Genomic DNA, 24,779 nt, shown 5'->3' with positions numbered 1-24,779 from the left:
TCTATAGCTGGCTGGCGGAAACCTGTCAAAATCAATTAGTTGCAACTTTGTTCAGGAGGAAGGCCGATCGCTTTCCCCGGTGGTGCAGTGATCACAGTGGGGTTGAGAGAGGCTGGCCTGTTTTCCGCTTTCACTGCCGGGTACCGGATCGTAGCCACCCTCATTATAGGGGTGGCAGCGGCCGAGTCGTTTCAGACCCAGCCAGGTACCGCGGAAAGGGCCATGCAGACGGATCGCTTCGATCATATAGCTGGAGCAGGTCGGGTAAAACCGACAGCGGGGACCGATCACCGGACTGATCAGATAGCGGTAAAGGTTAACCAGACCGATCAGGAATTTGCTCAGCAGTTGTTTAAGCAGTGAAATCATAAACTGGAGTATAGACGGCCATAAAAAATGCCGGGTATATCAAAAAGATTGCCCGGCAATATCTCAGGGGAGAATTAAGGCGACCTGACGCATTAGGTCAGCCTTAACGTCGCAGGTGAGACCCGCCTGCTGAAACTATCGGAATCCGGCATTATAAACAGAACGAAATAGATTAAAAGCTATACAGTTGTTCGATCCGCACTGCAGTAATCAGTGAACAGCCCCCAGCCATTGAGCCTGAAGGGCTGTAGCCAATAATACTACTTTAGTATTAATTTACAGGTGCTCCTCAGCATATTCAGCCAGACGTGAGCGGAAGATGCCTTCGAGGTGGATATTTGCCGCGCCGTCGAAGTCTTTAAACCGTTCTACCAGATAGGTCAGACCGGAGGTCAGTGGTGTCAGGTAGTTGGAGTCGATCTGGGCCAGGTTACCGAGGCAGATCAGTTTGGACCCCTTACCACACCGGGTGACAATGGTTTTTAGCTGTGATGGGGTCAGGTTCTGGGCTTCGTCGAGCAGAACGATCGCTTCCTGTATGCTCCGGCCACGGATGAAGTTGAGGGATTTGAACTGGATATTGGCTTTCTCAATCGCATATTTGACGCTGCTCTGGGGCCGCTCATCATGCTCATGCATGGCTTCCAGATTATCCTGAATCGCACTCAGCCACGGGGTCATCTTCTCTTCTTCGGTACCGGGCAGGAAGCCGATATCTTCAGCGACCGGTGGTGTAGAGCGGGTAACAATAATCTTATTGTAACGGCGTTGTTCAATCACCATCTCCAGCGCACAGGCGAGTGCAATCAAGGTTTTACCGGACCCTGCAGCACCGTTCAGGATGACCAGATCCAGATCCGGATCAAGCACCGCATTCATGGCGAATGCCTGGAAGATATTGATCGGCTCGATACCCCAGCAGTTCTGCTGCATCAGGCGGTCTACCCCAAGATCGCGCAGGGTCACCTGATCGTCGGCCACGGAGGTGACACGTGCGGCAAACTCTTCAGAGTCATCATAGATATATTCGCAGGGGTAGGTGTCCGGCAGCACTGACTGGCTTATCTTATGATAGGTATGGCTGCCTTCCTGATAACTCTTAACGTCATCAACCCGCTCCCAGAAGTTACCCTCCAGATTGCTGTGGCCAGCGGGTAACAGGTCGATATCTGATACCAGCTGGTCGGTACGGTAATCCTCAACGCGTTTTAATCCGGCTCCCAGCGCTTTCAGGCGCATATTGATATCTTTGGTGACAAGAATGATCTCGCGGTGCGGATTCGTTGCCTGAATATGCAGGGCACAGTTAATGATCTGGTTATCTTTGTTAGCGTTCTGCGGCAGGAACCCCTGTCGCGCAGTCAGCTCATGGTCGGGAAAAATGCTCAACTGGCCCAGTTTCATGTCCGGATTGGCACTGGTCAGCGGGATCTCGATATCCACGCCTTTAGTGATGGCGGTTGCGTCGGCGGCTTTGCTCAAAATCTCGTCGATGGCCCGGATGGCGGCACGGGCTTCCTGAGCAACATTCTTTTTCCGGTCTTTAATATCATCCAGTTCTTCCAGAACTGTCATGGGAATGGTGATGTCCTGTTCCTTGAATTCGTACAGGCACTTGGGGTCGTGCAGCAGAACGTTGGTGTCGAGGATATAAAGTTTGGAGGCGGTCATAACCAGTTCCTTGTATAGCCGAGGGAGTCGTACAAACCAGCGGGGTGGTCTGTTTCTGGGCGCGTGCGGCAGGTCCTGGAGTCAGGGGCCGCAGTTCTAATGATTCTGTTGCTGACGCTGAGTGAGAATTGATCCACTGCGAAGTCTCAGATAAATGCTGACCGGCGACGACACTGCACGGAGTTCGCAGTTTCATGGCGGCAAAAAACTGCGGCAGGCCATCCTTGTTTAGATTAGTCTAGTAATACAATTGTTGCCGCAGTATGACAAGGGTTAAATCTTGCTGGAGTTTGGATGATGGCGATTGAGTCGATAGTTGTTCTTACCGGTGCGGGGATCTCCGCCGAATCCGGAATCCGTACCTTCCGCGCTGCCGATGGTTTGTGGGAGGATCATCGGGTTGAGGATGTGGCTACTCCGGAAGCGTTCGAGCGCGATCCTCGTCTGGTACACCGGTTTTATAACCAGCGTCGTAACCAGTTATTGTCCGGCGAGGTGGCACCGAATGCGGGTCATAGGGCACTGGCTGAGCTGGAGCAGAAATTTCCCGGCGAAGTGCTGCTGGTGACTCAGAACATTGATAATCTGCATGAGCGCGCGGGCAGTCAGAATCTGCTGCATATGCATGGTGAACTGCTGAATCTGCGTTGTCGGGACAGTGGTGTAGTCTACCCGGTCGCGGAGGATTCCCAGCCAGAGGATCTGTGCCAGTGTTGTGGCAGTTCCGGTAACCTGCGTCCGGATATTGTCTGGTTTGGCGAGATGCCGATGTATATGGAGCAGATCTACCGTGCTCTGGAGCACTGTGATCTGTTTATCTCGATCGGCACATCCGGCCATGTTTACCCGGCGGCGGGTTTTGTCGAGGTCGCCAATGCGGCCGGTGCCGTAACGGTTGAGCTGAATCTGGAACCCTCGCGGGTTGAGTCAGCGTTTGATCATCATATCTATGGCCCGGCCAGTGAAGTTGTACCCGGATTTATTCAGGATATTCTCAGACAAATTTAAAATACCTGTTTGATTTTTCAGTGATTTTTTGCGATCAGCCGAGTGCTTGACTATAGTTACCCATGGAACTTCAATGCATTCATGGTGGTCTCAGGTTTTGCGAGCTGTGATGCTTTCTCCCATTTTCCATTCCCGGTCAGATGCATTTTTTTATATCGATTCACAGAACGTTAACAGCCAGCCACTAACAATGTACTGACAATTTTCGCTGTTTACAGGGAGCAGCAGGATACCGAAGGATCGGTCGGGCTGTTTCCCCGGAGGTGGTCATAATGATGACAGAACAATACGTAACCACCAGTGTTACCCCATTAGAGAATCTTAATTCCCTTTCACCCTACGAGATCGATCAACTGCAGGATGCCAGTCAGGGTGGTCTCTATCGTCTGTTCCGGCAGTGCTGCCTGGCGGTACTGAACAGCGGTAGCGAGCTGGACAGTACCAAGCAGGTACTTGACCGGTTTTCCAAATTTGATATCCGCATCAGCCAGAAGCACCGCAGCGTTCAACTGGAGCTGGTGAATGCGCCCGCGACGGCGTTCGTCAACGGTGAGATTATTACCGGTATCCGAGAGCACCTGTTTGCGGTGCTGCGTGATCTTTTGTACGTCAAAACCGAGTTGGACGCCTGTTGTCCGGGTGCCAACGATTCTGAAGCGATCACCAATATGGTGTTTCACATTCTGCGCCACGCCGACGCGATCAGGCCCCACGTAAAACCGGATCTGGTGGTCTGCTGGGGCGGTCATTCCATCAACCGGAATGAATACGAGTACACCAAGCATGTCGGCTATGAGCTGGGTCTGCGGGCGATGAATATCTGCACCGGTTGCGGTCCGGGAGCGATGAAGGGGCCGATGAAAGGGGCAACCATTTCCCATGCTAAACAACGCATCAAGGCGGGGCGTTATGTGGGGATTTCGGAGCCGGGTATTATCGCTGCCGAGAGTCCAAACCCGATCGTGAACGAACTGATAATCATGCCCGATATCGAAAAACGGCTAGAGGCATTTGTCCGTCTCGGCCACGGTATTATCGTCTTTCCGGGCGGGGCAGGCACGGCGGAGGAGATTCTCTATATCCTCGGCATACTGCTACACGAGAAAAACCACAGTATCCCGTTTCCACTGGTTCTGACCGGCCCTGCCGGCAGTGAAAGTTACTTTGAAAATGTGGACCGGTTTATCCGTGCCACACTGGGAGATTCCGTCGCCCAGCGTTATACCATCATCGTTGATGACCCTCATCAGGTTGCGGAGGTGATGCGCGAAGGGCTTGAGCAGGTAACCCGCTACCGCAAAGCGACCAGCGAATCGTTCCATTATAACTGGCAGTTGTATATACCGGAGCCGTTCCAGCAGCCGTTTGAGCCGACTCATGAAAATATGGCACGGCTTAATCTGGCGCAGGAGCAGCCGTCGTTTGAGTTGGCCGCGAATCTGCGTCGGGCGCTTTCCGGTATCGTTGCCGGTAATGTCAAAGAACCTGGTATCCGTGCCATCGAACAGCATGGGCCATTTGAGATCTGTGCCGAACCGGAGATTATGCAGCCGCTGGATCAGTTACTGAGTGCTTTTGTCGAACAGCGCCGGATGAAGATTAACTATAAGGAATACCAGCCCTGTTATCGCCTGAAGCATCAGGAGCCGGAGGCGGAATCCGTCTGATACAGAAACCGGGGCGACGCCCCGGTTTTTTTATGTTCAGTCACATTTAACGACTTTAGTTCCGCCAGCCAGATCATGCACGCAGCGTTTTTCGGAGCCAAAGATAAACAACAGGTTGACCAGTACAAACAACTGACCCAGAACCGGAATCTGACCGGGCAGGAAGTACACCGCATAGCGTTTCAGCAGGTGATCACCAACCTGAGCCTGCTGGTCATCCAGGCTGACAATCTTGATTCCCAGCAGTTTCTTACCGAGGGTCTGGCCATCTTTTTTCAGCCAGTTAAAGTTAATCAGCAGGAAGATCACAATCCCCGATATCCCCATCCCTAGGCTGTAAAGCAGGGAGTCGCCCACCTGCATCATTCCGGCCATACCGCCGCTGATAAACATCAGCGGGACCATCACCAGCATCAGCACAATACTATCGATCAACGAGGCGAACAGGCGGCTCCAGCGGCTGGCCAGAGGCCGTTTCCGGGCTTCCTGATTTGCGGGGAGTTCCAGCTCGGAGTCCGGTGCTTTGTAAACATTATCAACCATTGCGCTTTCCTTAGTAACTTAGTTGAGAGGGTATAGTTAACTGCAGATTGTTACGATCTGTCTAGCAGGCGGCATTTTCGCCCTATGATTGGCGTGTGTGCCGCTTACTCAGAAAATCGGTTCTACATCAGCCACCTGAATACAGTTGCGTCCCAGGGACTTTGCCCGATACAGCGCAGAGTCTGCAGCCAGCAACAGTGCCGAGCGGCTGTTGCCCTGAGCCGGGTAGCTGGCGAGACCAAAGCTGCCGGTGATCTGCAACTGATGGCCATCATAGTTGAATTCGATCTGCTCTAACTGGCCGCGCAGTTTTTCTGTGATGGCTTTCATCGCCTGCAGATCGGTATTCACTGAGATCAGTACAAACTCTTCACCCCCCCAGCGAAACAGGTAATCGGAGCGGCGCAGTCCGGCAGAGAGGCGCGCCGCTGCTTCACTCAGAATATGGTCACCGGCCAGATGGCCATACTGATCATTGATCGCTTTAAAATGATCAAAATCAAACAGGCAGATACTCAGTGGCTGATCGTGGCGCCGGGCAAACTCAAGCTGCTTGTCGAGAATCCGGCTGCACTCACGGCGATTGCGCAGCCGGGTCAGTTCATCGTAGGCGGCCAGCTCCAGCAGTTTGAACTCCTGCTGCTTGTAGTCGGTGATATCTTTGACCATACCGGTCACACGGCAGGGTTTACCGGTTTCATCACGCTCGGAGATGCTGCCCAGATCATGAACCCAGATATAGTGGCCGTTGCGATTACGCAGCCGGTACACCGCTTCGTAGCGTTCTCGCTGGCCATGGATATGTTCCTCCAGCGCCTGCCAGACCTGAGGCAGATCATGCGGGTGAACACTCTGTTTCCAGGTCTCAACCACGGGCTGCATCTCATCGGGGCCATAGCCCAGCATTCGTTTGAGGGGCGTGCTGAAGTAGACTTTGTCTGAGGAAAGCTGCCAGTCCCAGATGCCATCGGCACAGGCATTGAGAGCAAACCAGATCTGTTGTTCCCGCCCTTGTGATTCGGCTTCCTGCGCTCGTCGGGTGGTGATATCACGGGCTATGGATATAAAAAACTCCTGCCCGTTATGGTGCAGGACCGAGGTGTTCACCTCAACCGGGAACTCGCTGCCATCTTTGCGCTGATGGCGACCCACAAAGGTAAACTGGCCGGACTGACGGATTACCTCCGCGATACTCTGCCACTGCGCAAGACCGACCACATCTTTTTGCAGGCTGAGCACGGAGTGGTGGAGTACTTCGGATTCCTCCATCAGCAGATCCTCATAACCGGCTTTATTAACCCAGAGGATTTTTGAACTGGCAGGGTCAATCAGGTACACCGCGTCCAGCATATGATCCCGCAGGATGTCCAGCATGGGGAGATGATCAGGGGTATCAACGGGAAACTTCGTCATAGGCTGAGATACATCCTTGTTTACTCTGAAAACAGATGTTGCGTCCGGCAATAAAAGGCCTGCCGTCACAGGCGCACGGGTAGTGGCCGGATTCTAGCAGATTCCCTGCGGGCATTGACTGTTTATTGAGCGTCTTCTGACCGCTCTCAATATTGCCCGCCGGGGCCGGAGCCACAGAGCAGGCTGAGATTACCGCCGCTCGCGGTGGTATCCCGGCTCAGGGTCTGTTCCCGGACAAAACTGCGCAGGTAGTTAGGACCTCCGGCTTTCGGCCCGGTGCCGGACATGCCCATGCCGCCGAAGGGCTGTGCGGCAACAACAGCCCCGACCTGATCCCGGTTGATATACAGGTTCCCGATTCGCGCATGGCTGCAGATCTGTTCGATAAACTGATCATTGCGCGAGTGGATGCCCAGCGTCAGGCCGAAACCAGAACGGTTGATCTCCTGTACGACGCGGTCCAGATCGTCGCGGCGGTACCGGATGATATGCAGTACCGGCCCAAATATTTCGCCCTCAAGCTGCTCCAGCGCCTGCAGCCGTATCAGGGTAGGGGCAACAAAATAGCCCTGATTGTGTTCTTCGGTTAATGGCAGCTCAAACAGCAGGCGGCCCTGCACCCGGCAGCGTTCAATATGTTCATACAGCCGGTCCATGGCGTTTTTGTCGATCACCGGGCCGATATCGCAACTTGTGTTCTCAGGTGAGCCGACCTGCAGTTCGCGCATGGCTCCCTGCAAACGGGATTCGATCTGGTCGGCGATCTCCTCCTGCAGATACAGAACGCGCAGTGCAGAGCAGCGCTGTCCGGCGCTGTTGAAAGCCGACCGGATCACATCCCTGATCAGTTGCTCCGGCAGTGTGGTACTGTCGGCGATCATGGCATTGATGCCGCCGGTTTCAGCGATCAGGCTGACAATAGCACCATCGTGACGCTGTCCCAGTTGCTGGTTGATCCAACTGGCGGTGCTGCAAGAGCCGGTGAAGGCAACGCCGGCGATACGGCTGTCATTCAGCAGGGTAGGGGCGTGCTGATCACTGCTGAAAGGCAGCAGTTGCAGGGCATTCAGGGGAAGCCCCGCCTGATACCATAGCTGGGCAGCCCTGAAGGCGACGAGGCTGGTGCGGGAGGAGGGTTTCGCCAGAACCGTATTACCACAGACCAGCGCAGCAGCGATCTGTCCGCTGAAGATAGCCAGCGGAAAATTCCAGGGGCTGATACACAGCACAACCCCGCGGGGCAGGTAGCGTAGCTGGTTCGATTCGCCGGTAACGCTGACCAGTTGTTCAGGGTGCAGTAGTTGTTCGGCCTGAGCGGCATAGTAGTAGCAGAAATCGATCGCCTCACGCAGTTCGCTGAGGGCATCAGTCAGGGTCTTACCGGCTTCCAGAACACACAGGCTGACCAGCTCTTCACGCTGCTCCTGCAGCAGTTCCGCATAGCGGCGCAGAATCGCGCAGCGCTCGGCTAAGGGGGCCTGACCCCACTCTGCCAGTTGATGTTCAGCCGCAGAGATCGCCTGCCGGATCTGTTCCTGATCAGCCTGACTCAGGTAACCCAGTAACCGGTTTTTCTGGTGGGGGGGCTCAACCTGATGCAGCTCAGTGCCTTCGGTCACCTCACCGCCGATAATCGGCTGGCAGTACCACTGCCGCTGCGCCTGTTGGGTCAGTACATCCTGCCAGTGCTGCCAGCTATTGAGGCTGGACAGATTCTCGCCGCAGGAGTTTTCCCGTATTGGCAGATAAACCTGTGCCGGAAGCGGGATCGCGCGTACTGAAGGTTGCACCTGCTGATGAGGCGGGTGAACCAGTTCGCTGATGGGTAGCCGGGGATTGCTGAGCTGGAACAGGAATGAACTGTTAGCGGCATTTTCCAGCAGGCGACGAATCAGATAGGGTAACAGGGTTTGCTGTTCGCCGATGGGCGCATAGATTCGGCAGCAGATCTGGCTGTCTTGCTGTACCTGACGGTACAGGGCTTCTCCCATGCCGTGCAGGCGCTGAAATTCAAACGGTTTGTGGCTGCTTTGTGCCAGAATCTGCGCAATAGTCAGGGCGTTATGCGTTGCAAACTGTGGCTGCAGTCCGCTTGCCTGCTCAGACAGCAGAAAACGGCTGCAGCAGAGATAGGAAAGATCCGTTGCGGATTTCTGGCAAAACACGGGGTAGCCGGGTAAACCGGCCAGTTGAGCGCGTTTGATTTCGCTGTCCCAGTAGGCCCCTTTGACCAGACGTACCGGTATCCCGGTGGCACTGTCTTCGGCCAGTAGTGAGAGCCAGCGCAACACCGGTAGCGCCCGTTTACTGTAGGCCTGTACCGCCAGACCAAGCTTGCCCCAGCCGCTGCCTATTTCGGAGCGCAGCAACTGTTCAAAGATCAGCAGGGTCAGTTCAAGTCGCTCTGATTCCTCGGCATCAATGGTGATCGCCACGTCCCGCTGTCGGGCAACCACCAGTAACTGGAACAACCTGTTCAGCAATTTACTCTGTAGCTGCTCTAACTGGCTGTTCTCAAGCCGGGGATGAAGCGCAGAGAGTTTGATCGAAATGCTGTCGTTTTGCGAATCGCCAGCGTCACCGGCCGCCTGAATCGCTTCCAGATAAGCATTGAAGTAGTCCTCAACATCGTCCTCACAGATCGCGGCCTCACCCAGCATGTCGAAGGAAAAGCTGTTGCGCTGCGGTGCATAGTCACAGCGTTGCTGCAGTGCATCCTGAATGGTTTCGGCAAAGACAAACTGCTTGCCGAGATGGGTCATGGCGAGTTTCAGGGCGCTGTAAACACTCTGATTGCCCAGCTTGTGCAGCATCTTTTTCAGCAGAGAGCTTTCTTCACCTTCGGCAATCAACTGCTGACTGATCAGTACACCCCACAGAGCGCTGCCGGAAAGCAGATCTCCGGCCTGATCCAGGCTGACACTGAGCGGGTTCAGGGGTGCCAGCTTATCTCTGATCAGTGCTTCAGCGCTCTCCTGATCGGGAATGCGCAACAGGGCTTCTGCCAGCGCCAGCAGGGCGATGCCTTCCGCCGTGTCCAGACCGAAGCGGGAGAAAAGCTGGTTCACCGAAAGGGGCCCCGGTTTTTCCTCACGGACCCGGCTGATCCACTCGGTTGCCTGCGACCCGGCAGCGGCCGGGTTGGGCGCGAGTTCCAGCATTTGCAGGATCAGACGTTCTTCGTCGTAACAGTGATAGTCGGTTATGCAGTGCCAGAGCTGATCCTGATCAGCGGGTGAAAAATCGTCGGAGAGAAGTTCTTTGAGGGAGAGCATCGGTGCGCTGGTTCCGGACAGTTTTCCCTCAGTTTAGACGATCAACGCTCCGTGCGGCTATGTTGTATGAAATGAAAACGCCGGGCTATGCCCGGCGTTGCTGATGGTGTCCGGCTGGAATTAAGCCCGCTCGAACAGGGCGGCAATCCCCTGACCGCCGCCGATGCACATAGTGGCAACCGCATAACGACCGCCGCTACGCTGCAGCTCGTACAGCGCTTTTACGGTAATAACCGCACCGGTTGCGCCGATCGGGTGGCCCAGTGAGATGCCGGAACCGTTCGGGTTAACCTTATCCATTGGCAGTTCCAGATCGCGGCATACTGCCAGAGCCTGTGCTGCAAAGGCTTCGTTGACTTCCCAGACATCGATATCTGCAACGCTCAGGTTGGCCTCTGCCAGCAGGCGCTTGACCGCAGGTACCGGGCCGATCCCCATATACTTAGGTTCCACACCGGCGAAAGCGTAACCAACCAGTTTAGCCATCGGCTGCAATCCTCTGGCGGCTGCCACATCGGCGGCCATCAGGGTTACCGCGGCTGCCGCATCGTTCAGGCCGGAGGCGTTACCTGCGGTGACGCTGCCATCTTTCTTGAAAGCCGGACGCAGCTTCTGCATATCGGCGATGGTGCAGCCGTGACGGGTGTGTTCATCGGTGTCGAATGGCACCATATCCCGTTTAACCCGTACCTCTATCGGCAGAATCTGCTCCTTGAAACGACCGGAGGTGATCGCAGCTTCAGCCCGGTTGTGGCTGAGTACGGCCAGCGCATCCTGATCTTCGCGGCTGATGCCCCATTTCTCGGCGATATTTTCTGCGGTAATCCCCATGTGGGTATCTTCAAACGGGCAGGTCAGGGCGCCAACCATCGCATCGATAATCTGGCCATCGCCCATGCGCTGGCCGAATCGCGCGGAAGGCATCCAGTACTGTGCCCGGCTCATGGATTCAGAGCCGCCGGCAACTGCGGCATCACAAACGCCGAGTTCAATCTGCTGGGTTGCTGTGATAATCGCCTGCAGGCCACTGCCGCAGAGGCGGTTAAGGGTCAGGGAAGGGGTTTCGATCGACAGCCCGCCGTTTACGGCAGCCACACGTCCCAGGTACATATCCCTGCGCTCGGTATGGACTACGTTGCCAAACACGCTATGGCCGATATCTTCAGGTGCAACCCCCGCTCGCTTAACCGCTTCAGCAACACAACTGGCCGCCATCTGGCAGGGGGAAATATCTTTAAGACTACCGCCGTAACCGCCGATTGCGGTACGAACTCCACTCAGTACAACGATCTCTCTTTTGGTCATCTCTATGCCCTTTAAGATTTTTTATAGAAGATCGAAGGTCTTGACCTGCCTATCATCCCATACCGCAAGATCCTTCTGAGCGGTTCGCCTGTTTTTTAGAAGTTATTGTGGCCTTAAGGCCGGGGCGAACCAGCAATAACCTTATCACCGCTGTGTGAACAAAACATGATCAATTGTTGCTTTTGGCCTAAGACATTGGTTGAAAGGCCAGTGAGTTAAGCGGCTGATGAGTGTGACCCCGGGCTGCTCCGGGCAGGTTAACACGGCTTGTCTGGCGTCCGATTTCCTCCTAGCCTTACTTCTGAACCTATATTAATCAGGAAGTAAGTATGTCTTACAGGGGTGATGCTGATCGTGTTCAGTGTGGGCACTGTGCTGAGCAGGGGGCACTGGGTTTTGATTTCTCAATGGCGTTTCAGCCTATCGTAAACCTGAGTGAGCAGCGGGTCTGGGGGTATGAGGCACTGGTGCGGGGTTTGAATAATGAGCCGGCGGGTTCGGTGATATCGCGGGTTAATGAGGAGAATCGCTATCTGTTTGATCAGCGTTGCCGGGTTAAAGCGATTGCGCTTGCGGCCGAACTGAATCTGCCCGGTTATCTGAGCATTAATTTTCTGCCTAATGCGGTATACAAGCCTGAGCGATGTATCCGAACCACGCTGGAAGCGGCGATTACCCATGATTTCCCGACGGATCGTATCCTTTTTGAATTTACCGAGGTGGAAAAAATCGAAGACACCGACCATGTCAGAAGGATTGTGGATTATTACAACTCGCTGGGCTTTAAAACGGCCATTGATGATTTTGGTTCCGGTTACTCCGGACTGAACCTGCTGGCTGAATTCCAGACCAATCTGATCAAGCTGGATATGGAGCTGATCCGTAATATCGATAAAGATCGCAAGCGTCAGTCAATCGTGCGTAACTGCCTGAACATGTTTGCTGATTTTAATCAGACCGCGCTGGCCGAAGGGATCGAGACCTGGGAGGAGGCGCAATGGCTGAGTTCAGCCGGGATTGAACTGATGCAGGGGTATTTGTTTGCCAGACCCGGATTTGAGTCGCTGCCGCAGCCTCGTCTGCAAAGGGACTAAGGCAATGGCAGTCATGCCGGATTCATCTCCGAAGTGGTAACACTGGCAGCGTTGTAAGGTTTCGCCGGTTCGCCAGATGGTATAGCCTGCAACGTATAAGATGCACAGAATTCAGATAAGGAAATAAGATGCGTTGTCATGAGGTTGATTACAAAATTATTGGTGAAGCCCTGCAGGTTGTAGAGGTGGAACTGGATCCGGGCGAGAAAGTGATCGCTGAAGCCGGAATGATGAACTACATGGAGGACGGCATCAGTTTTGAAACCCGGATGGGGGATGGTTCCAATCCGGATCAGGGGCTGATGGGTAAACTGTTTTCCGCCGGCAAGCGGATGATCACCGGTGAATCCCTGTTTATGACTCACTTTGGCAACGAGGGGGAAGGTAAGCGCAAGGTCGCGTTTGCTGCACCTTATCCCGGCAGTATTGTGGCGCTGAATCTGGCTGAACATGGTGAACGGGTGATCTGTCAGAAAGATGCGTTTCTCTGCGCTGCGCTCGGAACGAAAGTGGATGTGACCTTCTCGCGCAAGCTGGGGGCTGGCTTCTTCGGTGGTGAAGGCTTTATTCTGCAGAGCCTTGAAGGCGATGGCATGGCGTTTATGCAGGCGGGTGGCACTGTGGTGCGCAAAGAGCTGAACAATGAAACGCTGCGGGTGGATACCGGTTGTCTGGTGGGCTTTACCGATGGCATTGATTACAGCATTGAGATGGTGAAGGGGCTGAAGTCAATGTTCTTTGGTGGTGAAGGTCTCTGGCTGGCGACACTGAAAGGCACCGGCACGGTATGGATTCAGAGCCTGCCGTTCTCGCGTCTGGCGGATCGGGTGATCGCAGCATCGCCTGCCCTGGGCGGCGCTGAGCGTGGTGAAGATTGAGGGATTTCCTCAAAACTCACTATTCTCTTAAAATTCAAACAAATAAACCGCGATCTGGTGAATCAGACCGCGGTTTTTTTTAACCCTGTTTTGACTATGACATTTCGGTGAAAGCCGGTATATTTAGGTGCTTTATTTTTCTTGCCGGGATGCTCAGGTCAAACAGGTGTTATCTTGAGAAACAAACTGGTTATCACCCTTACAACAGTTCACGGGTCACGCCAATACACGCTGAATCAGGTTGCCAAATATGTGCTGCCGGTATTTTTTATTCTGTCTGCCCTCAGCTTCTTTATCTCCAATCCGTTGCTGGTGGTTAAAACTGACGATCTGGCGGATCTGGAGGAGGATCATCAGATCCTCAGCGAAAACTACGAGATGATGGTTGGCTCGCAACAGCTTTATATCGATGAGCTGAAAGAGCTGAGCCTGTCGCTGAACTCTCTGAAAACAGAACGTGATCAGCTGGAAGAGGAAAACCTGCGCATTGGTGAACTCAACGCCACGCTGGATAATTCACTGTTCGGTCTGGAAAGCCTGCTCGGTATGGAGCCCTCAGAAGAGATCAGTTCTGAACGGGCTGAAGCGTTGCAGGTTGAAGCCAACAAGCGGCTGTTTTTCCTGCATAGTATTCCCAACGGTGTACCGATTCAGGCGATCCGGGTTTCTGACCGTTTTGGTCCCCGCATCCATCCGGTAAAAAAGAAGAAGGTGATGCACTATGGCATCGACTTCAAGGCTAACCGGGGCACCCCGGTGTACGCGACTGCTGACGGCATCGTCGAGTTTGCCGGGTATCATAAGTCCAGCGGCTTTGGCAAACTGATCATCTTGAATCATAATTTTGGTTTCAAAACCTATTTTGCACACCTCGACGCAGTCAAGGTGAAAAATGGGGACTTTATCAGCAAGGGACAGTTGATAGGTAATAGTGGCAACACCGGACTATCGACGGGGCCGCATCTGCATTATGAGATCAGGCACCTGTTTACACATATTGATCCGGAGCCTTTTCTCACCTGGAATATAACCAACTTCAATACCTTGTTTGGCAAGGTTAAGGGCGTTAAATGGGCATCCTTAAACGAAATGTATCCACTAAATCAGCGCACTCAGCGATAACCATTATCGCTGAAGGAAATAAATTCTGCGGTGATATGAGTATCGTCGGCAAGATGCACATCGACGGTGTATTCGAGGGGAATATCTCTTCGCTCGATAATATCTCTATCGGCAAGTCTGGCCATGTACGTGGTCTGGTTAAAGCACGTGCTGTGGATGTTTGCGGTCTGCTGGAAGGCGAAGTGATCTGTGATGAGCTGCATATTGATTCCGGCGGTCAGGTTCGGGCCACGGTTGAGAGCAAGCAGATGTCGATCCACCCTCAGGGGTGCTTTCTGGGTGAGCGCCGTCTGAAAGAGATCTCTGCACTGGGGAATGATGGCGGTAAGATCGAGACCGGCCTGGACGCCATCGACTCTCTGCCGGATAAAGTTGTACTGGACGGAAAATCCGACTGAGTCCGCAGTGGCGTCACGGTTTTTTGAAGGAATAGGGAACACCTGATATGTGTGAACTGCTGGGCATGAGCGCCAATGTGCCAACTGATATCTGTTTCTCTTTTGCCGGGCTGATGCAGCGTGGCGGGGGAACCGGTCCGCACAAAGATGGTTGGGGTATCGCCTTTTACGAGGGTAAAGGGGCCCGTTGTTTCCATGATCCGAACCCCAGTGTCGACTCCAAAATTGCCGATCTGATCAAGCAGCATCCGATCAAAAGTCATGTGGTGATCAGCCATATCCGTCAGGCTAATGTAGGTAATATCTGTCTGGAAAATACCCATCCCTTCCAGCGTGAACTCTGGGGCTATAGTTGGACTTTCGCTCACAATGGTCAGTTGGACAAGGCGTTATTTGATAAGCCGCTCTCCTTTTATCAGCCGGTAGGTACCACCGACAGCGAATACGCTTTCTGCTGGTTACTGGGAGAGATCCGCCGGGCTTTCCCGTCTCGCCCGGACTCTTTTACTGAACTGTCTGAATTTATTCATGCCCGTTGTGAAGAGCTGCGCTCGCTGGGGGTGTTTAATATGCTGCTGTCGGAATCCACCCACTTGTTTGCCTTCTGCAGCAGTAAACTCACCTGGATTACCCGTAAAGCGCCGTTCGGTGAAGCCAGTCTGACTGACTGTGAAATGACCGTGGACTTTGGTCAGGAAACCACACCTAACGATATAGTGACGGTGATTGCTACGGTACCCCTGACCGATAATGAAGCCTGGAATACCATTGAACCGGGTGAACTGGTGACCTTTGTGAAGGGTCTGCCTGAATAGAGCGCAGGAACAAATGCCCGGCCGGAGGAGCCCGTAGTGAGTGAACAGCAGGATGATGTGCAGGCTTTACGTCGGGAGATTCAGCGTTACCGCAGTTTGACCGAGCTGCTGGATAATCACTGTCGCGAGTTCGCTTACAAAAACGCCTATACCAATATGGGGGCGACCATCACCTATGCCGAGCTGGATCAGGCTGCGGCTAATCTGGCATCCTATCTGCAAAACTGCACCCCCCTCGAACCGGGTGACCGGATTGCCATCCAGCTTCCCAATCTCCTGCAATATCCGGTTGCGGTGCTGGCGGCCCTGCGTGCCGGTCTGGTGATCGTCAACACTAATCCGCTGTATACAGCTGAAGAGACCCGCAAGCAGTTTAATCATGCCGGTGTCAGGGCGGTGATTGTGCTGGCCAATTCGGCGCATATGCTGGAAGAGATTCTGGCAGAGACGTCCGTGGAACGGGTAATTGTGACTGAACTGGCGGATCTGCATCCGTTACCAAGACGGCAGATTATCAACTGGACTGCGCGCTATATCCGAAAAATTGTTCCGCGCTATAAGCTGCGCAAAGCGGTGAGCTGGCGCCGGGCTTTATCGAAAGGCAGCCATTTCAGTTTTCGACCGGTGGTCACGGAGCCGGAACAGACCGCGTTGATTCAATATACCGTGGGAACCACCGGTGATCCGAAAGGGGCTGTGCTCAGCCATCGTAATCTGATTGCCAACTGCCTGCAGATGCGCAGCCGGATGCCTGAAGTGCTGAGGGTGGGAGAGGAAGTGGTCATTGCGCCACTGCCGCTTTATCACATCTATGCGTTTACCCTGAACTGTCTGGTGATGACCTCGATGGGAGCCCATGTGGTGCTGATTACCAACCCACTGGATACCAGTGGTTTTGTTAACGAGCTCGGGCGTTGGGATTTTACCGTGTTTTCAGGAATCAACAGCCTGTTCATCTCGCTCTGCCAGCACGCAGGCTTTGGTCAGTTGGATATGTCCCGGCTGAAAATGACCCTCTCAGGTGGCATGGCGCTGACCCGCGCGGTGAGCGAGGAGTGGGAGCGGATCAGTGGTTGCCCGATCACTCAGGGCTATGGTCTCAGCGAAGCCTCGCCGGTCGTCGCTCTGGGGGACGCCGGGGATTATAACTTTGGTGCGGTCGGGCGCCCGATGCCAATGACCGAAGTCAGGATCGTTGGTGAACAGGGCGAGGATCTCTGCTCCGGAGAAACCGGCGAGCTCTATATCCGGGGGCCTCAGGTAATGTCGGGATACTGGCAGGGAGAGGGGGATAATCCGGATGCGGAGGGCTGGCTGGCAACCGGTGACATCGCACGTCTGGCTGAGGATGGCTGCCTGCGCATCATCGACCGCAAAAACGAGATTATTACTATTTCCGGGTTCCCGGTTTACCCCAATGAACTGGAAAACATCGTCGCCAGTCACCCGGATGTGGTGGAGTGTGCGGTAGTGGGTTTGCCTGATGAGCAGCAGGGTGAGGTGGTGAAACTTTACGTCGTTACCTCCAACCGGCGCCTCAGCGTGAAGCAGGTGCGGGACTACTGTCGCGAACGGCTGACCTCTTATAAAGTCCCCCGTCTGGTGGAGTTCCGCTCGCATCTGCCTAAATCTAATGTGGGTAAAGTGCTGCGCCGCAGCCTGCTTGAAGAGGAACTCAACCGTATGCACAAACTACGCAAGCGCCTGTAATTCTGAGGCTCAGTCAGAAGGGAAAGGTTATGAAAAAGCTGCAGGTTCTCTGGGAATACTGTCTGATTCTGATCGGCTGTGTTTGTCTGGCGCTGGGGATTGTGATGTTTCTGGCACCCAGCCAGATTCCTGCCGGAGGGCCGCCGGGTCTGGCGATTCTGGGTAACTTTATGTTTTCGGTCAGTCCCGGTCTGGTGCTGATGGCGGTGAACCTGCCGCTGTTACTGGCGGGTTTTAAATTGCTGGGGCGCAAGCTGTTTATCCGCTCACTGATCGTTGTGCTCCTCACGGCCCTGTTCACCGATGCCCTGCCTCTGCTGATGACGTTACCGGATCTCGGGGATAACCGTCTGCTCAACGCGGTTTATGGGGGCGTGATGGTGGGGCTCGGGGTTGGTCTGATGTTCAAGGCCGGTTCCTCCTCCGGCGGCTGGAGCATTCTGGCCCGGTTGATTGCGGATCGGTTCAGGCTCAGTCTGGGGCACTGTCTGTTCCTGATGGACTCTGCGGTGATCTTGCTGTCGGCAGTGGTGTTCCGTGACTTTGAAGCGGCGATGCTCGGCGGTGTGGCGGTGTTTGTCACCGGGCGTATGATCGACCTGATTGTGGCCGGCTCCTCGGATATTAAAGTGGTGCATATCTCCTGCTGGAAGGCCGATAAACTGAAGCCGATTATCGAGCAGAAGATGGGCATCTCCGGATCAGTGGTGAAAGCTAAGAGCCTGAAAAGTGGCGGCGATAAAGAGGTGCTGTTTCTGATCGTTGAGAAGAGCCAGTTAGTGCCCATCCGTAAACTGGTTGAAGAACATGACCCTGATGCTTACCTGATCGTAATGAACGCGATGGAGATCTACGGCACCGGCTCCCGCAGTTGAGCGTTTTCATTTGGCTGTTATCGATGCGACTAACTGTTAATATGGAAACTAAATTTATGGAGTAAAGGTTGATACACCTCAATGAAGCCTGCCGTTAAGCCAGAACCCGGTTTTACCGAATTTGTTGCCCTGATGGCCTCCGTCACCTGCTTTGTGGCGATGGCGATTGATCTGATGTTGCCTGCCTTATCTCTGATTGGTGACGATCTGAATGTGGCGCGTGCCAACGATACCCAACTGATTATTACCACTATTTTTCTCGGGGTGGCGTTTGGTCAGGCGTTGTACGGGCCATTATCCGATGTGATTGGTCGCAAGCCCGCGATCTACTTTGGCTTTGGCGTGTTTCTTATTGGTACGCTGGTGTGTCTGATCGCCGGGTCTCTGGAGATGCTCCTGCTCGGGCGTTTATTGCAGGGGCTGGGGGCTGCCGGGCCACGTATCGTGACCATTGCGATTATCCGGGATAAGCACGAAGGCCGGGCAATGGCTCGGGTTCTGTCGCTGGTGATGACGGTATTTATTCTGGTTCCGGTGATTGCGCCGATCATCGGCCAGGGGATCTTAATGCTCTCCGGCTGGCGGATGATCTTTATTTTCTTACTGCTGATGGCACTGCTGGTATTGCTCTGGTTTGGCATCCGTTTGCCGGAAACCCTGCCCGCAGAAAAGCGTAATGGTTTCTCCTGGGAACGGCTCGGTTCCAGCTTTAAAGAGGTACTGAAACATCGCACTGCGATGGCCTATGTACTCGCACTGGGGCTGGTGTTTGGCTCATTTCTCGGATTTCTCAGTTCCATCCAGCAGGTCTTGCAGGAGCTCTATCAACTGGGTGCCGCGTTCCCGTTCTACTTCGCTATTCTGGCGATGGGGGTCGGCGCTTCTAACTTTATGAATTCCTCTCTGGTGATGCGTTTTGGTATGAAACCTCTGGTGATGGGGGCCCAACTGGGCACCGCCGGGCTGTCATTACTGGCGCTGGTCGCCTGTTTCTGGCTGGGGGCGGTACCGCCGCTGTGGTTTGTTATGATCTATTTTTTGCTGCTGTTGCTGGGGGTTGGGCTGCTGTTTGGTAACCTCAATGCATTGGCGATGGAGCCGTTTGGCCATATTGCCGGGATGGCCTCAAGTTGTGTGGGCGTGATCTCGACCCTGCTCGCTGTCATCCTCGGGATGTTGCTCGGGCAGGCGTACAACGAAACGCCGATCCCGCTGATCGTAGGTTTTCTGATATTGCCGGGCTTGTCTTATCTGATTACCCGTTGGGCGGTGGCCCGTGCCCCGGCCTGTGAAACTGCCAAGGAGTCGTAATGGAACGTTATCTGGATGATTTTACTGTGGGCGATCAGTTTCCCGCGCCCAGCTTTACTCTGAGTGAAGGACAAATACTGGATTATGCACTGACCTATGATCCGCAACCGATCCATATCGATGCGCTGCATGCGGCAGAGGGGCCTTATGGCGGCATTATCGCCAGCGGTTTTCAGACGCTCTCCCTCAGCTTCAGGATGATGATTCAGACCCGGGTATTTGAAACGGTCAGTCTGGGCGGGCCGGGTTTAGACGAGCTGCGTTTTCTCGCGCCGGTCAGGCCCGGGGATACGATTCAGACCATGGCTGAAATTATTGAGGTGACGCCGTCCCGCTCTAAGCCGGATCGTGGTGTCCTGAAAATTCTCTGCAGCGGTTACAACCAGCACAAAGATAAAGTGATCAGCTATATCGTGATCATGATGGGTAAACGCAAACCGGCCTGATACCGCGAGGTATCTGAACAACATTGATCGGCCCGGGACGGGCCTCCTGCCCCTGTGGGAGCGGTGTCTCACCGCGAAAACTGTTTGGCCCGGAATGGGGCTCCTATAAAAAACCACGCAATCCTGCGTGGTTTTTATCTGATCATGTTGAGAAAGCGGGATTTAATCCAGCTTTTCTAACAGAGACTGCAGGGTGGATTTAAGGTCGGCGGTTTGCTCGTCGCTGAGATGACTGAGCAGTGCGGCTTCTTCTCTCAGAGCCAGATTCTGCAGACTCAGGGCCAGTTCGGCGCCTTTGTCGGTGACCTGCAGGGTCTGTGGATCTGCGTATACGACCATACCCTTTTCCACCATCCAGTCAGCGGTTTCGCGCAAAGCTACTTCAGGTTGCATGACCATCGCACTCAGGTCACTGATTTTCTGAGTCGGGTTGTTGGCCATGCGCGCCAGAATCCGCCACTCTTCAGGGGATACATCGCACTCCTGCTGAAGTTTAGGGTAAAGGTTGGCGCTGAAGCGCTGGTAGCCGGCGCGGAGCAGGTAGAGCAGATAATCTTTTACAAAATCGCCTTCGATCTGTGTGCCGCTGTCACCACTGGGCTTGTTGATCATTTCGGGATGCTGGCTGGAGATGGCGTAGCTGCCACGGGCAAAAACCAGTGGTTCAACCGTATCGGCGTAGCGGTACTTCGCCACTTCACCCACCAGAATCAGGTGGTCACCACCTTCATAGACTGCCCAGGTTTTACACTCGAACTGCGCCGCGTAGTCGTCCAGCACCGGAACTCCGCCAAGGCCTTCGCTGTAGCTGGCATTGGCAAATTTATCTTCACCTCGGCTGGCAAAATTATTCGAGGTCGTCACCTGATCACGGCCGAGTACGTTTACGGCAAAGTATTTGGCGTTTTCAAAGGCGCTCAGGCTATGTGCGCCTTTATCAATGCTCCAGAGCACCAGAGCCGGTTCAATAGATACGGAGTTGAAGCTGCTGGCGGTAACGCCGACCGGGTTACCTTCAGCGTCCAGAGTAGTGATGACGGTGACTCCGGTAGGGAACTGCGACAGTGCGCGACGGAAATCTCTTGGATCAAATGCTGTATCGGACATGGAAGTCACCCTTAATCTGTTCGGTTCGCTGTTATTCTTTGATCAGCCATGATGTGCTGAAAGTTTATATGTTAACTAATTATAGGGGGCGGCCAGAGTGATGAAATATATTTTTCATTGCTTTGACTGTACTTTTCATGGTCTCTGTGCCGGGTTGTAAATCTGACTGTTTGTGACGCTTATATTTAATTATATGAATTTTAAGCTATTTCTTTGAGTCTCTGTACTGGCCTGCGGTCACTCCTGCATTTCTGCGAAAGAATCGGGCGAAATACGCCGGATCTTTAAAGCCCAACTGATAACTGATTTCAGTAATAGGCGCTGATGAAAAGGTTAGCAGCCTGCGTGCTTCCTGCATCAGCCGGTCCATAATCAGACGCTTAGATGGCAGCCCGGCCAGCCGTCGACAGATCTCATTCAGCCGTGCTTCGGTGACACTGATCAGCTTTGTATACTGGCTCAGTGTCAGGTGTTCTTTGTAGTGGGCTTCGATCAGTTCATTGAAACGGTGGAAGATACGTACATCCTCTTTACGCGTTTTCTGCTGTGGCTGACTCTGATCGGCCAGACGTGAGATATGAATCAACACCAGTTGCAACAGCGCCCTGAGAGCAACCCGGTGCTCCATACTGCTGTGGTCATTCTCATCGGCCATCAGGTCGAGCAGATGCAGGACTCTGGCGGCGGTTTTATCCCCGGCCGGTTCCAGGGCGACACAGAGCGGGTGATTCATAAAACTGTTGCTGCCCCAGCCGGTGGGTACCATGCCGCCCATCAGTTCCCAGACCAACTGTTGTCGTGCGGTTATAACATGGCCGCGGGCGTTCTCTTCGGTAACAAAAGCGTGGGGTACCGTCGGGGGAGTCAGGAAGAACATCGGCCCCTGAACGGTGTAGCTGGTTTCATCCAGATGGACACGCACAGTGCCGCTGAGAATGACATGAATCTGATAAAACCGGTCGTGGTGATGTACCGGCATATTGCGGCCAAAGAAGTCCGCCAGTTTTTCCAGGTGCTCGTAGTGGATCTCTGCATCGACATAGTGTTGATCATAGGCGTGGCCTATATCGATATTGGGAATATCCCGGGGGGCGGTGTCAGCCGGTTGCGGCTGAGTAATACTGCTCATAAACCTTTCCTGTGACGTACATCAGACTACTCATCAGCTTAGCTCTGATCGGACGGTTGTGCGTGTGTTCTATTGTACTTTGTGCAATCGCAAAACATCCGTTTTGCCCGGTTTGTTTTTATATGTATACAAATCAAAAGGTTGAGATCTTAAATGCATAGGATTTGATCGATAAATAGACAGTTTTGTTTATATGTTAACTATCAAAAGTACAATAAAGCCTGTGAAAGATCCATTTTCAGGTTGCCTGCTGTGAACAATAATGTGCCCATCACTGAGGCGATCTCAGGCCGTTCCACGAGGGGTGGTTTGAGAGACAGCGCCTTAATACAACAATAAAGTAGCAGGTACTGAACGATGGAAAGACCTAATCCGATGCTCGATGAGCTGAAAAAAATTCTGCCACACATTGCTGAAAATGCTGTTCAGGCCGAGCAGGAGCGTAAGGTTCCGGACGAGAATATCCGTCTCCTGAAGTCGATCAATCTGCACCGCGCACTGCAGCCGAAAGCTTACGGTGGCCTGGAGCTGTCTCTGCCGGAAGTCACTGACTGTATTGCCGCACTGGCCGGTGCCTGTGGTGGTACCGCCTGGGCTTTCAGCCTTCTGATTACGCACAGCCACCAGATGGCGATGTTCTCCAAACAGGCACAGGATGAGTTCTGGGGTGAAAATCCGGATGCGGTTGCCAGCAGTTCGATTGCACCTTTCGGGAAAACGGAAGAGTGCGAAGGCGGCGTTATCTTTAATGGTGATATGAAGTGGAGCTCCGGTTGCGATCATGCAGAGTGGGCGATCCTTGGCTTCCTGCGCAACAACCGGGAAACCGGTGAAAAAGATTACTGCTTTGGCGTTGTGCCGAGCAGCGATTATGAAATTATTGACGACTGGTACTCTGCCGGTATGAAACCTTCCGGTACCAAGACTCTGCGCCTGAAGGACAATACCTTTATTCCTGAGCACCGCATTGAGAAAGCGAAAGCGATGATGACGGGGCAGTCTTCCGGTTTCGGTCTCTACCCGGACAGCAAGATCTACTACGCGCCTTACCGTCCGTACTTTGCCTGTGGTTTTGCTGCAATGGCACTGGGTATCGCTGAACGGATGCTGGAAGTTTACAAAAACATGACTAAAAACCGCACCCGTGCCTACACGCTGGCTAACAGCGGTAAAGAGATTCCGCCGCTGATGCGTCTGGCTGAGTCTACGCATCAGGTGATGGCGGCGCGTGCTTTTCTGGAGAAAACCTGGGATGAGCACAAGGCATTTGGCGAGCAGAAGCGTTATCCGAACGATGAAGAACTGGCGTTCTGGCGTACCAATCAGGCTTACGCCGTGAAGATGTGTTGTGAAGCGGTTAACCGTCTGTTTGAAGTCTCTGGCGGCACCTCCTGGATTCACGATAATGAGATCCAGCGGTTGTGGCGTGATGTGAACATGACGGCAGCCCACGCTTATACCGACTACGACGTATGTAAGCAGATTCTGGGTCGCTCGGTGATGGGGATGGAACCCGATCCAACCATGGTTTAAAAGCCGCGCCTCTGAAAAGCCCGCGATAACCGCGGGTTTTTTATTGCCCGGTTTTTGTAATAGGCTAATAAGATTAATATATTAATTACTTTTAAGGTTGTTTTCAGGCGGAGCATGAAACCATGCAGGAGATTGGCAATATTCTGTCGCTGACCAGCCCGATATTTATTCTGATCGGGCTCGGTTTTATGATCGTTCGGGCGGGCCTGATGCAGAAGGATCAGGTACGGACGCTGGCCTGGTTTGTGGTCAATGTGGGTTTGCCTGTAGCGATGTTCAAAGCGCTCAGCTCGCGCTCCTTTCAGGAGATTTTGCACTATGAGTATCTGCTGATCTACGGACTGGGTTCGCTGATCTCATTCGCGCTGATGTTTGGACTGGCACGCTTCAGGGGCAAGCCTTTAACTCTCTGTGCGCTGTTTGGTCTGGGTGGCAGCCTTTCTAACAGTCTGATGGTGGGTTTTCCTATCATCACCCAGTTGTTTGGCGAGGCGGCACTGGTGCCATTTGCCCTGACCCTGATCGTCGAGAACCTGCTGATTCTGCCGCTGGCACTGGCGCTGGCGGATACGGGGCAGCATCAGGGCGCTTCCTTTTTTCAGGCGTTAGTGAAATCCCTGCCGGGGTTGCTGAAAAATCCGATCATTCTTTCAATCGCGCTGGGTTTGTTCAGCTCAGCGGCGCAACTGGAGCCGCCGCAGTTTGTGACCACGGTAATTGATATGCTGGCGGCTACGGTGGGTGGAGTTGCGCTGTTTGCAATAGGGGGCATGCTGGTGGGGCTGAAACCCGCCGGAATGGCGCTGGACATGGGCTCGGTCATGCTCGGAAAGCTGCTGATCCATCCACTGGCGGTGTTTCTGATGATTCTGCTGTTACCGCCGATTCCGCCGCTGTTCCAGAGTGTGGCGTTGATACTGGCGACGATGCCGATGTTCAGTATCTACGCGGTAATCGGTATGCGCTATCACTACGGCGGGATCTGTTCTGCGTTGTTGTTGCCGACCACTCTGGGCGCGTTTTTGAGTATCAATCTGATGATCTGGCTGTTGGGTCTTTGATGTATTATTCAAAATACTTAACTTGTTAACTAATTTAAAATCAGGTAGT

General features: G+C 53.7%; 21 protein-coding genes. 13 read left to right on the top strand and 8 right to left on the bottom strand.

Going from position 1 to position 24,779, the window contains the following annotated elements:
- Positions 1–51: 51 nt before the first annotated feature.
- Both yidD and QUD59_RS02220 read right to left on the bottom strand, forming a co-directional pair.
- Positions 52–369: a membrane protein insertion efficiency factor YidD gene (gene yidD, locus QUD59_RS02225; protein WP_286239304.1), complete on the bottom strand. Its 318-nt coding sequence runs from the start codon at positions 367–369 to the stop codon at positions 52–54.
- A gap of 276 nt (positions 370–645) precedes the next feature.
- Complete coding sequence (locus QUD59_RS02220) at positions 646–2,040, bottom strand: PhoH family protein (RefSeq protein WP_286239302.1); 1,395 nt, start codon at positions 2,038–2,040, stop codon at positions 646–648.
- A 297-nt stretch (positions 2,041–2,337) separates the two neighbouring features.
- Between QUD59_RS02220 and cobB the strand changes: the two genes are divergently transcribed.
- Positions 2,338–3,048, top strand: coding sequence for a Sir2 family NAD+-dependent deacetylase (gene cobB / locus QUD59_RS02215; protein ID WP_286240980.1), 711 nt, complete (start codon positions 2,338–2,340; stop codon positions 3,046–3,048).
- A gap of 272 nt (positions 3,049–3,320) precedes the next feature.
- Complete coding sequence (ppnN, locus tag QUD59_RS02210; protein ID WP_286239300.1) at positions 3,321–4,715, top strand: nucleotide 5'-monophosphate nucleosidase PpnN; 1,395 nt, start codon at positions 3,321–3,323, stop codon at positions 4,713–4,715.
- A gap of 36 nt (positions 4,716–4,751) precedes the next feature.
- On the opposite strand, the gene QUD59_RS02205 is transcribed toward ppnN, so the two are convergent.
- From QUD59_RS02205 to bktB, 4 genes are all read right to left on the bottom strand, one after another.
- Complete coding sequence (locus QUD59_RS02205) at positions 4,752–5,258, bottom strand: RDD family protein (protein ID WP_286239299.1); 507 nt, start codon at positions 5,256–5,258, stop codon at positions 4,752–4,754.
- Positions 5,259–5,366: 108 nt separating this feature from the next.
- Entirely contained in the window at positions 5,367–6,671 is a 1,305-nt protein-coding gene (locus tag QUD59_RS02200; RefSeq protein ID WP_286239298.1) for a sensor domain-containing diguanylate cyclase, read from the bottom strand.
- 146 nt (positions 6,672–6,817) lie between these two features.
- The gene (gene putA / locus QUD59_RS02195) at positions 6,818–9,946 is read right to left on the bottom strand and encodes a bifunctional proline dehydrogenase/L-glutamate gamma-semialdehyde dehydrogenase PutA (protein WP_286239296.1); all 3,129 of its coding nucleotides are present in this window, start codon (positions 9,944–9,946) and stop codon (positions 6,818–6,820) included.
- 120 nt (positions 9,947–10,066) lie between these two features.
- Positions 10,067–11,251, bottom strand: a complete 1,185-nt coding sequence (gene bktB / locus QUD59_RS02190; protein WP_286239295.1) for a beta-ketothiolase BktB — start codon at positions 11,249–11,251, stop codon at positions 10,067–10,069.
- Positions 11,252–11,580: 329 nt separating this feature from the next.
- On the opposite strand from bktB, the gene QUD59_RS02185 reads away from it, so the two are divergent.
- From QUD59_RS02185 to QUD59_RS02145, 9 genes are all read left to right on the top strand, one after another.
- Positions 11,581–12,345 carry an EAL domain-containing protein gene (locus QUD59_RS02185; RefSeq protein WP_286239294.1) on the top strand — a complete coding sequence of 255 codons (765 nt, stop codon included), beginning with the start codon at positions 11,581–11,583 and terminating at the stop codon, positions 12,343–12,345.
- A 128-nt stretch (positions 12,346–12,473) separates the two neighbouring features.
- Entirely contained in the window at positions 12,474–13,223 is a 750-nt protein-coding gene (locus QUD59_RS02180; protein ID WP_286239292.1) for a TIGR00266 family protein, read from the top strand.
- Between the two features lie 174 nt (positions 13,224–13,397).
- Positions 13,398–14,345: a M23 family metallopeptidase gene (locus QUD59_RS02175; protein WP_286239291.1), complete on the top strand. Its 948-nt coding sequence runs from the start codon at positions 13,398–13,400 to the stop codon at positions 14,343–14,345.
- Entirely contained in the window at positions 14,294–14,743 is a 450-nt protein-coding gene (locus QUD59_RS02170) for a bactofilin family protein (protein WP_286239290.1), read from the top strand. Before QUD59_RS02175 ends, QUD59_RS02170 begins: the two co-directional genes overlap by 52 nt.
- 47 nt (positions 14,744–14,790) lie before the next feature.
- Positions 14,791–15,558: a class II glutamine amidotransferase gene (locus tag QUD59_RS02165; protein WP_286239289.1), complete on the top strand. Its 768-nt coding sequence runs from the start codon at positions 14,791–14,793 to the stop codon at positions 15,556–15,558.
- Positions 15,559–15,594: 36 nt separating this feature from the next.
- On the top strand, positions 15,595–17,268 hold the full coding sequence (locus QUD59_RS02160; RefSeq protein ID WP_286239288.1) for an AMP-binding protein: 1,674 nt from the start codon (positions 15,595–15,597) through the stop codon (positions 17,266–17,268).
- A gap of 29 nt (positions 17,269–17,297) precedes the next feature.
- Positions 17,298–18,143, top strand: coding sequence for a YitT family protein (locus QUD59_RS02155; RefSeq protein ID WP_286239287.1), 846 nt, complete (start codon positions 17,298–17,300; stop codon positions 18,141–18,143).
- An 81-nt stretch (positions 18,144–18,224) separates the two neighbouring features.
- Complete coding sequence (locus QUD59_RS02150; protein ID WP_286239286.1) at positions 18,225–19,454, top strand: multidrug effflux MFS transporter; 1,230 nt, start codon at positions 18,225–18,227, stop codon at positions 19,452–19,454.
- Positions 19,454–19,900 (top strand): MaoC family dehydratase, encoded by a 447-nt coding sequence (locus QUD59_RS02145; RefSeq protein WP_286239285.1) that lies wholly within the window; start codon positions 19,454–19,456, stop codon positions 19,898–19,900. The genes QUD59_RS02150 and QUD59_RS02145 overlap by 1 nt, the downstream gene beginning before the upstream one ends.
- Before the next feature lie 162 nt (positions 19,901–20,062).
- On the opposite strand, the gene QUD59_RS02140 is transcribed toward QUD59_RS02145, so the two are convergent.
- Together QUD59_RS02140 and hpaA are read right to left on the bottom strand one after the other, a co-directional pair.
- The gene (locus tag QUD59_RS02140; protein ID WP_286239284.1) at positions 20,063–21,007 is read right to left on the bottom strand and encodes a flavin reductase; all 945 of its coding nucleotides are present in this window, start codon (positions 21,005–21,007) and stop codon (positions 20,063–20,065) included.
- A gap of 205 nt (positions 21,008–21,212) precedes the next feature.
- Positions 21,213–22,136, bottom strand: coding sequence for a 4-hydroxyphenylacetate catabolism regulatory protein HpaA (gene hpaA / locus QUD59_RS02135; protein ID WP_286239283.1), 924 nt, complete (start codon positions 22,134–22,136; stop codon positions 21,213–21,215).
- Positions 22,137–22,493: 357 nt separating this feature from the next.
- On the opposite strand from hpaA, the gene QUD59_RS02130 reads away from it, so the two are divergent.
- Positions 22,494–23,669, top strand: a complete 1,176-nt coding sequence (locus tag QUD59_RS02130; RefSeq protein ID WP_286239281.1) for a p-hydroxyphenylacetate 3-hydroxylase oxygenase component — start codon at positions 22,494–22,496, stop codon at positions 23,667–23,669.
- Positions 23,670–23,791: 122 nt separating this feature from the next.
- Positions 23,792–24,730 (top strand): AEC family transporter, encoded by a 939-nt coding sequence (locus QUD59_RS02125; RefSeq protein ID WP_286239279.1) that lies wholly within the window; start codon positions 23,792–23,794, stop codon positions 24,728–24,730.
- The last annotated feature ends 49 nt before the right edge of the window (positions 24,731–24,779 follow it).

This window comes from Neptuniibacter halophilus, from assembly GCF_030295765.1.
GTDB classification, from domain to species: domain Bacteria; phylum Pseudomonadota; class Gammaproteobacteria; order Pseudomonadales; family Balneatricaceae; genus Neptuniibacter; species Neptuniibacter halophilus.
The sequence above is the reverse complement of the archived record's forward strand: the minus strand, read 5'-3'. Positions and strand labels throughout refer to the sequence as shown.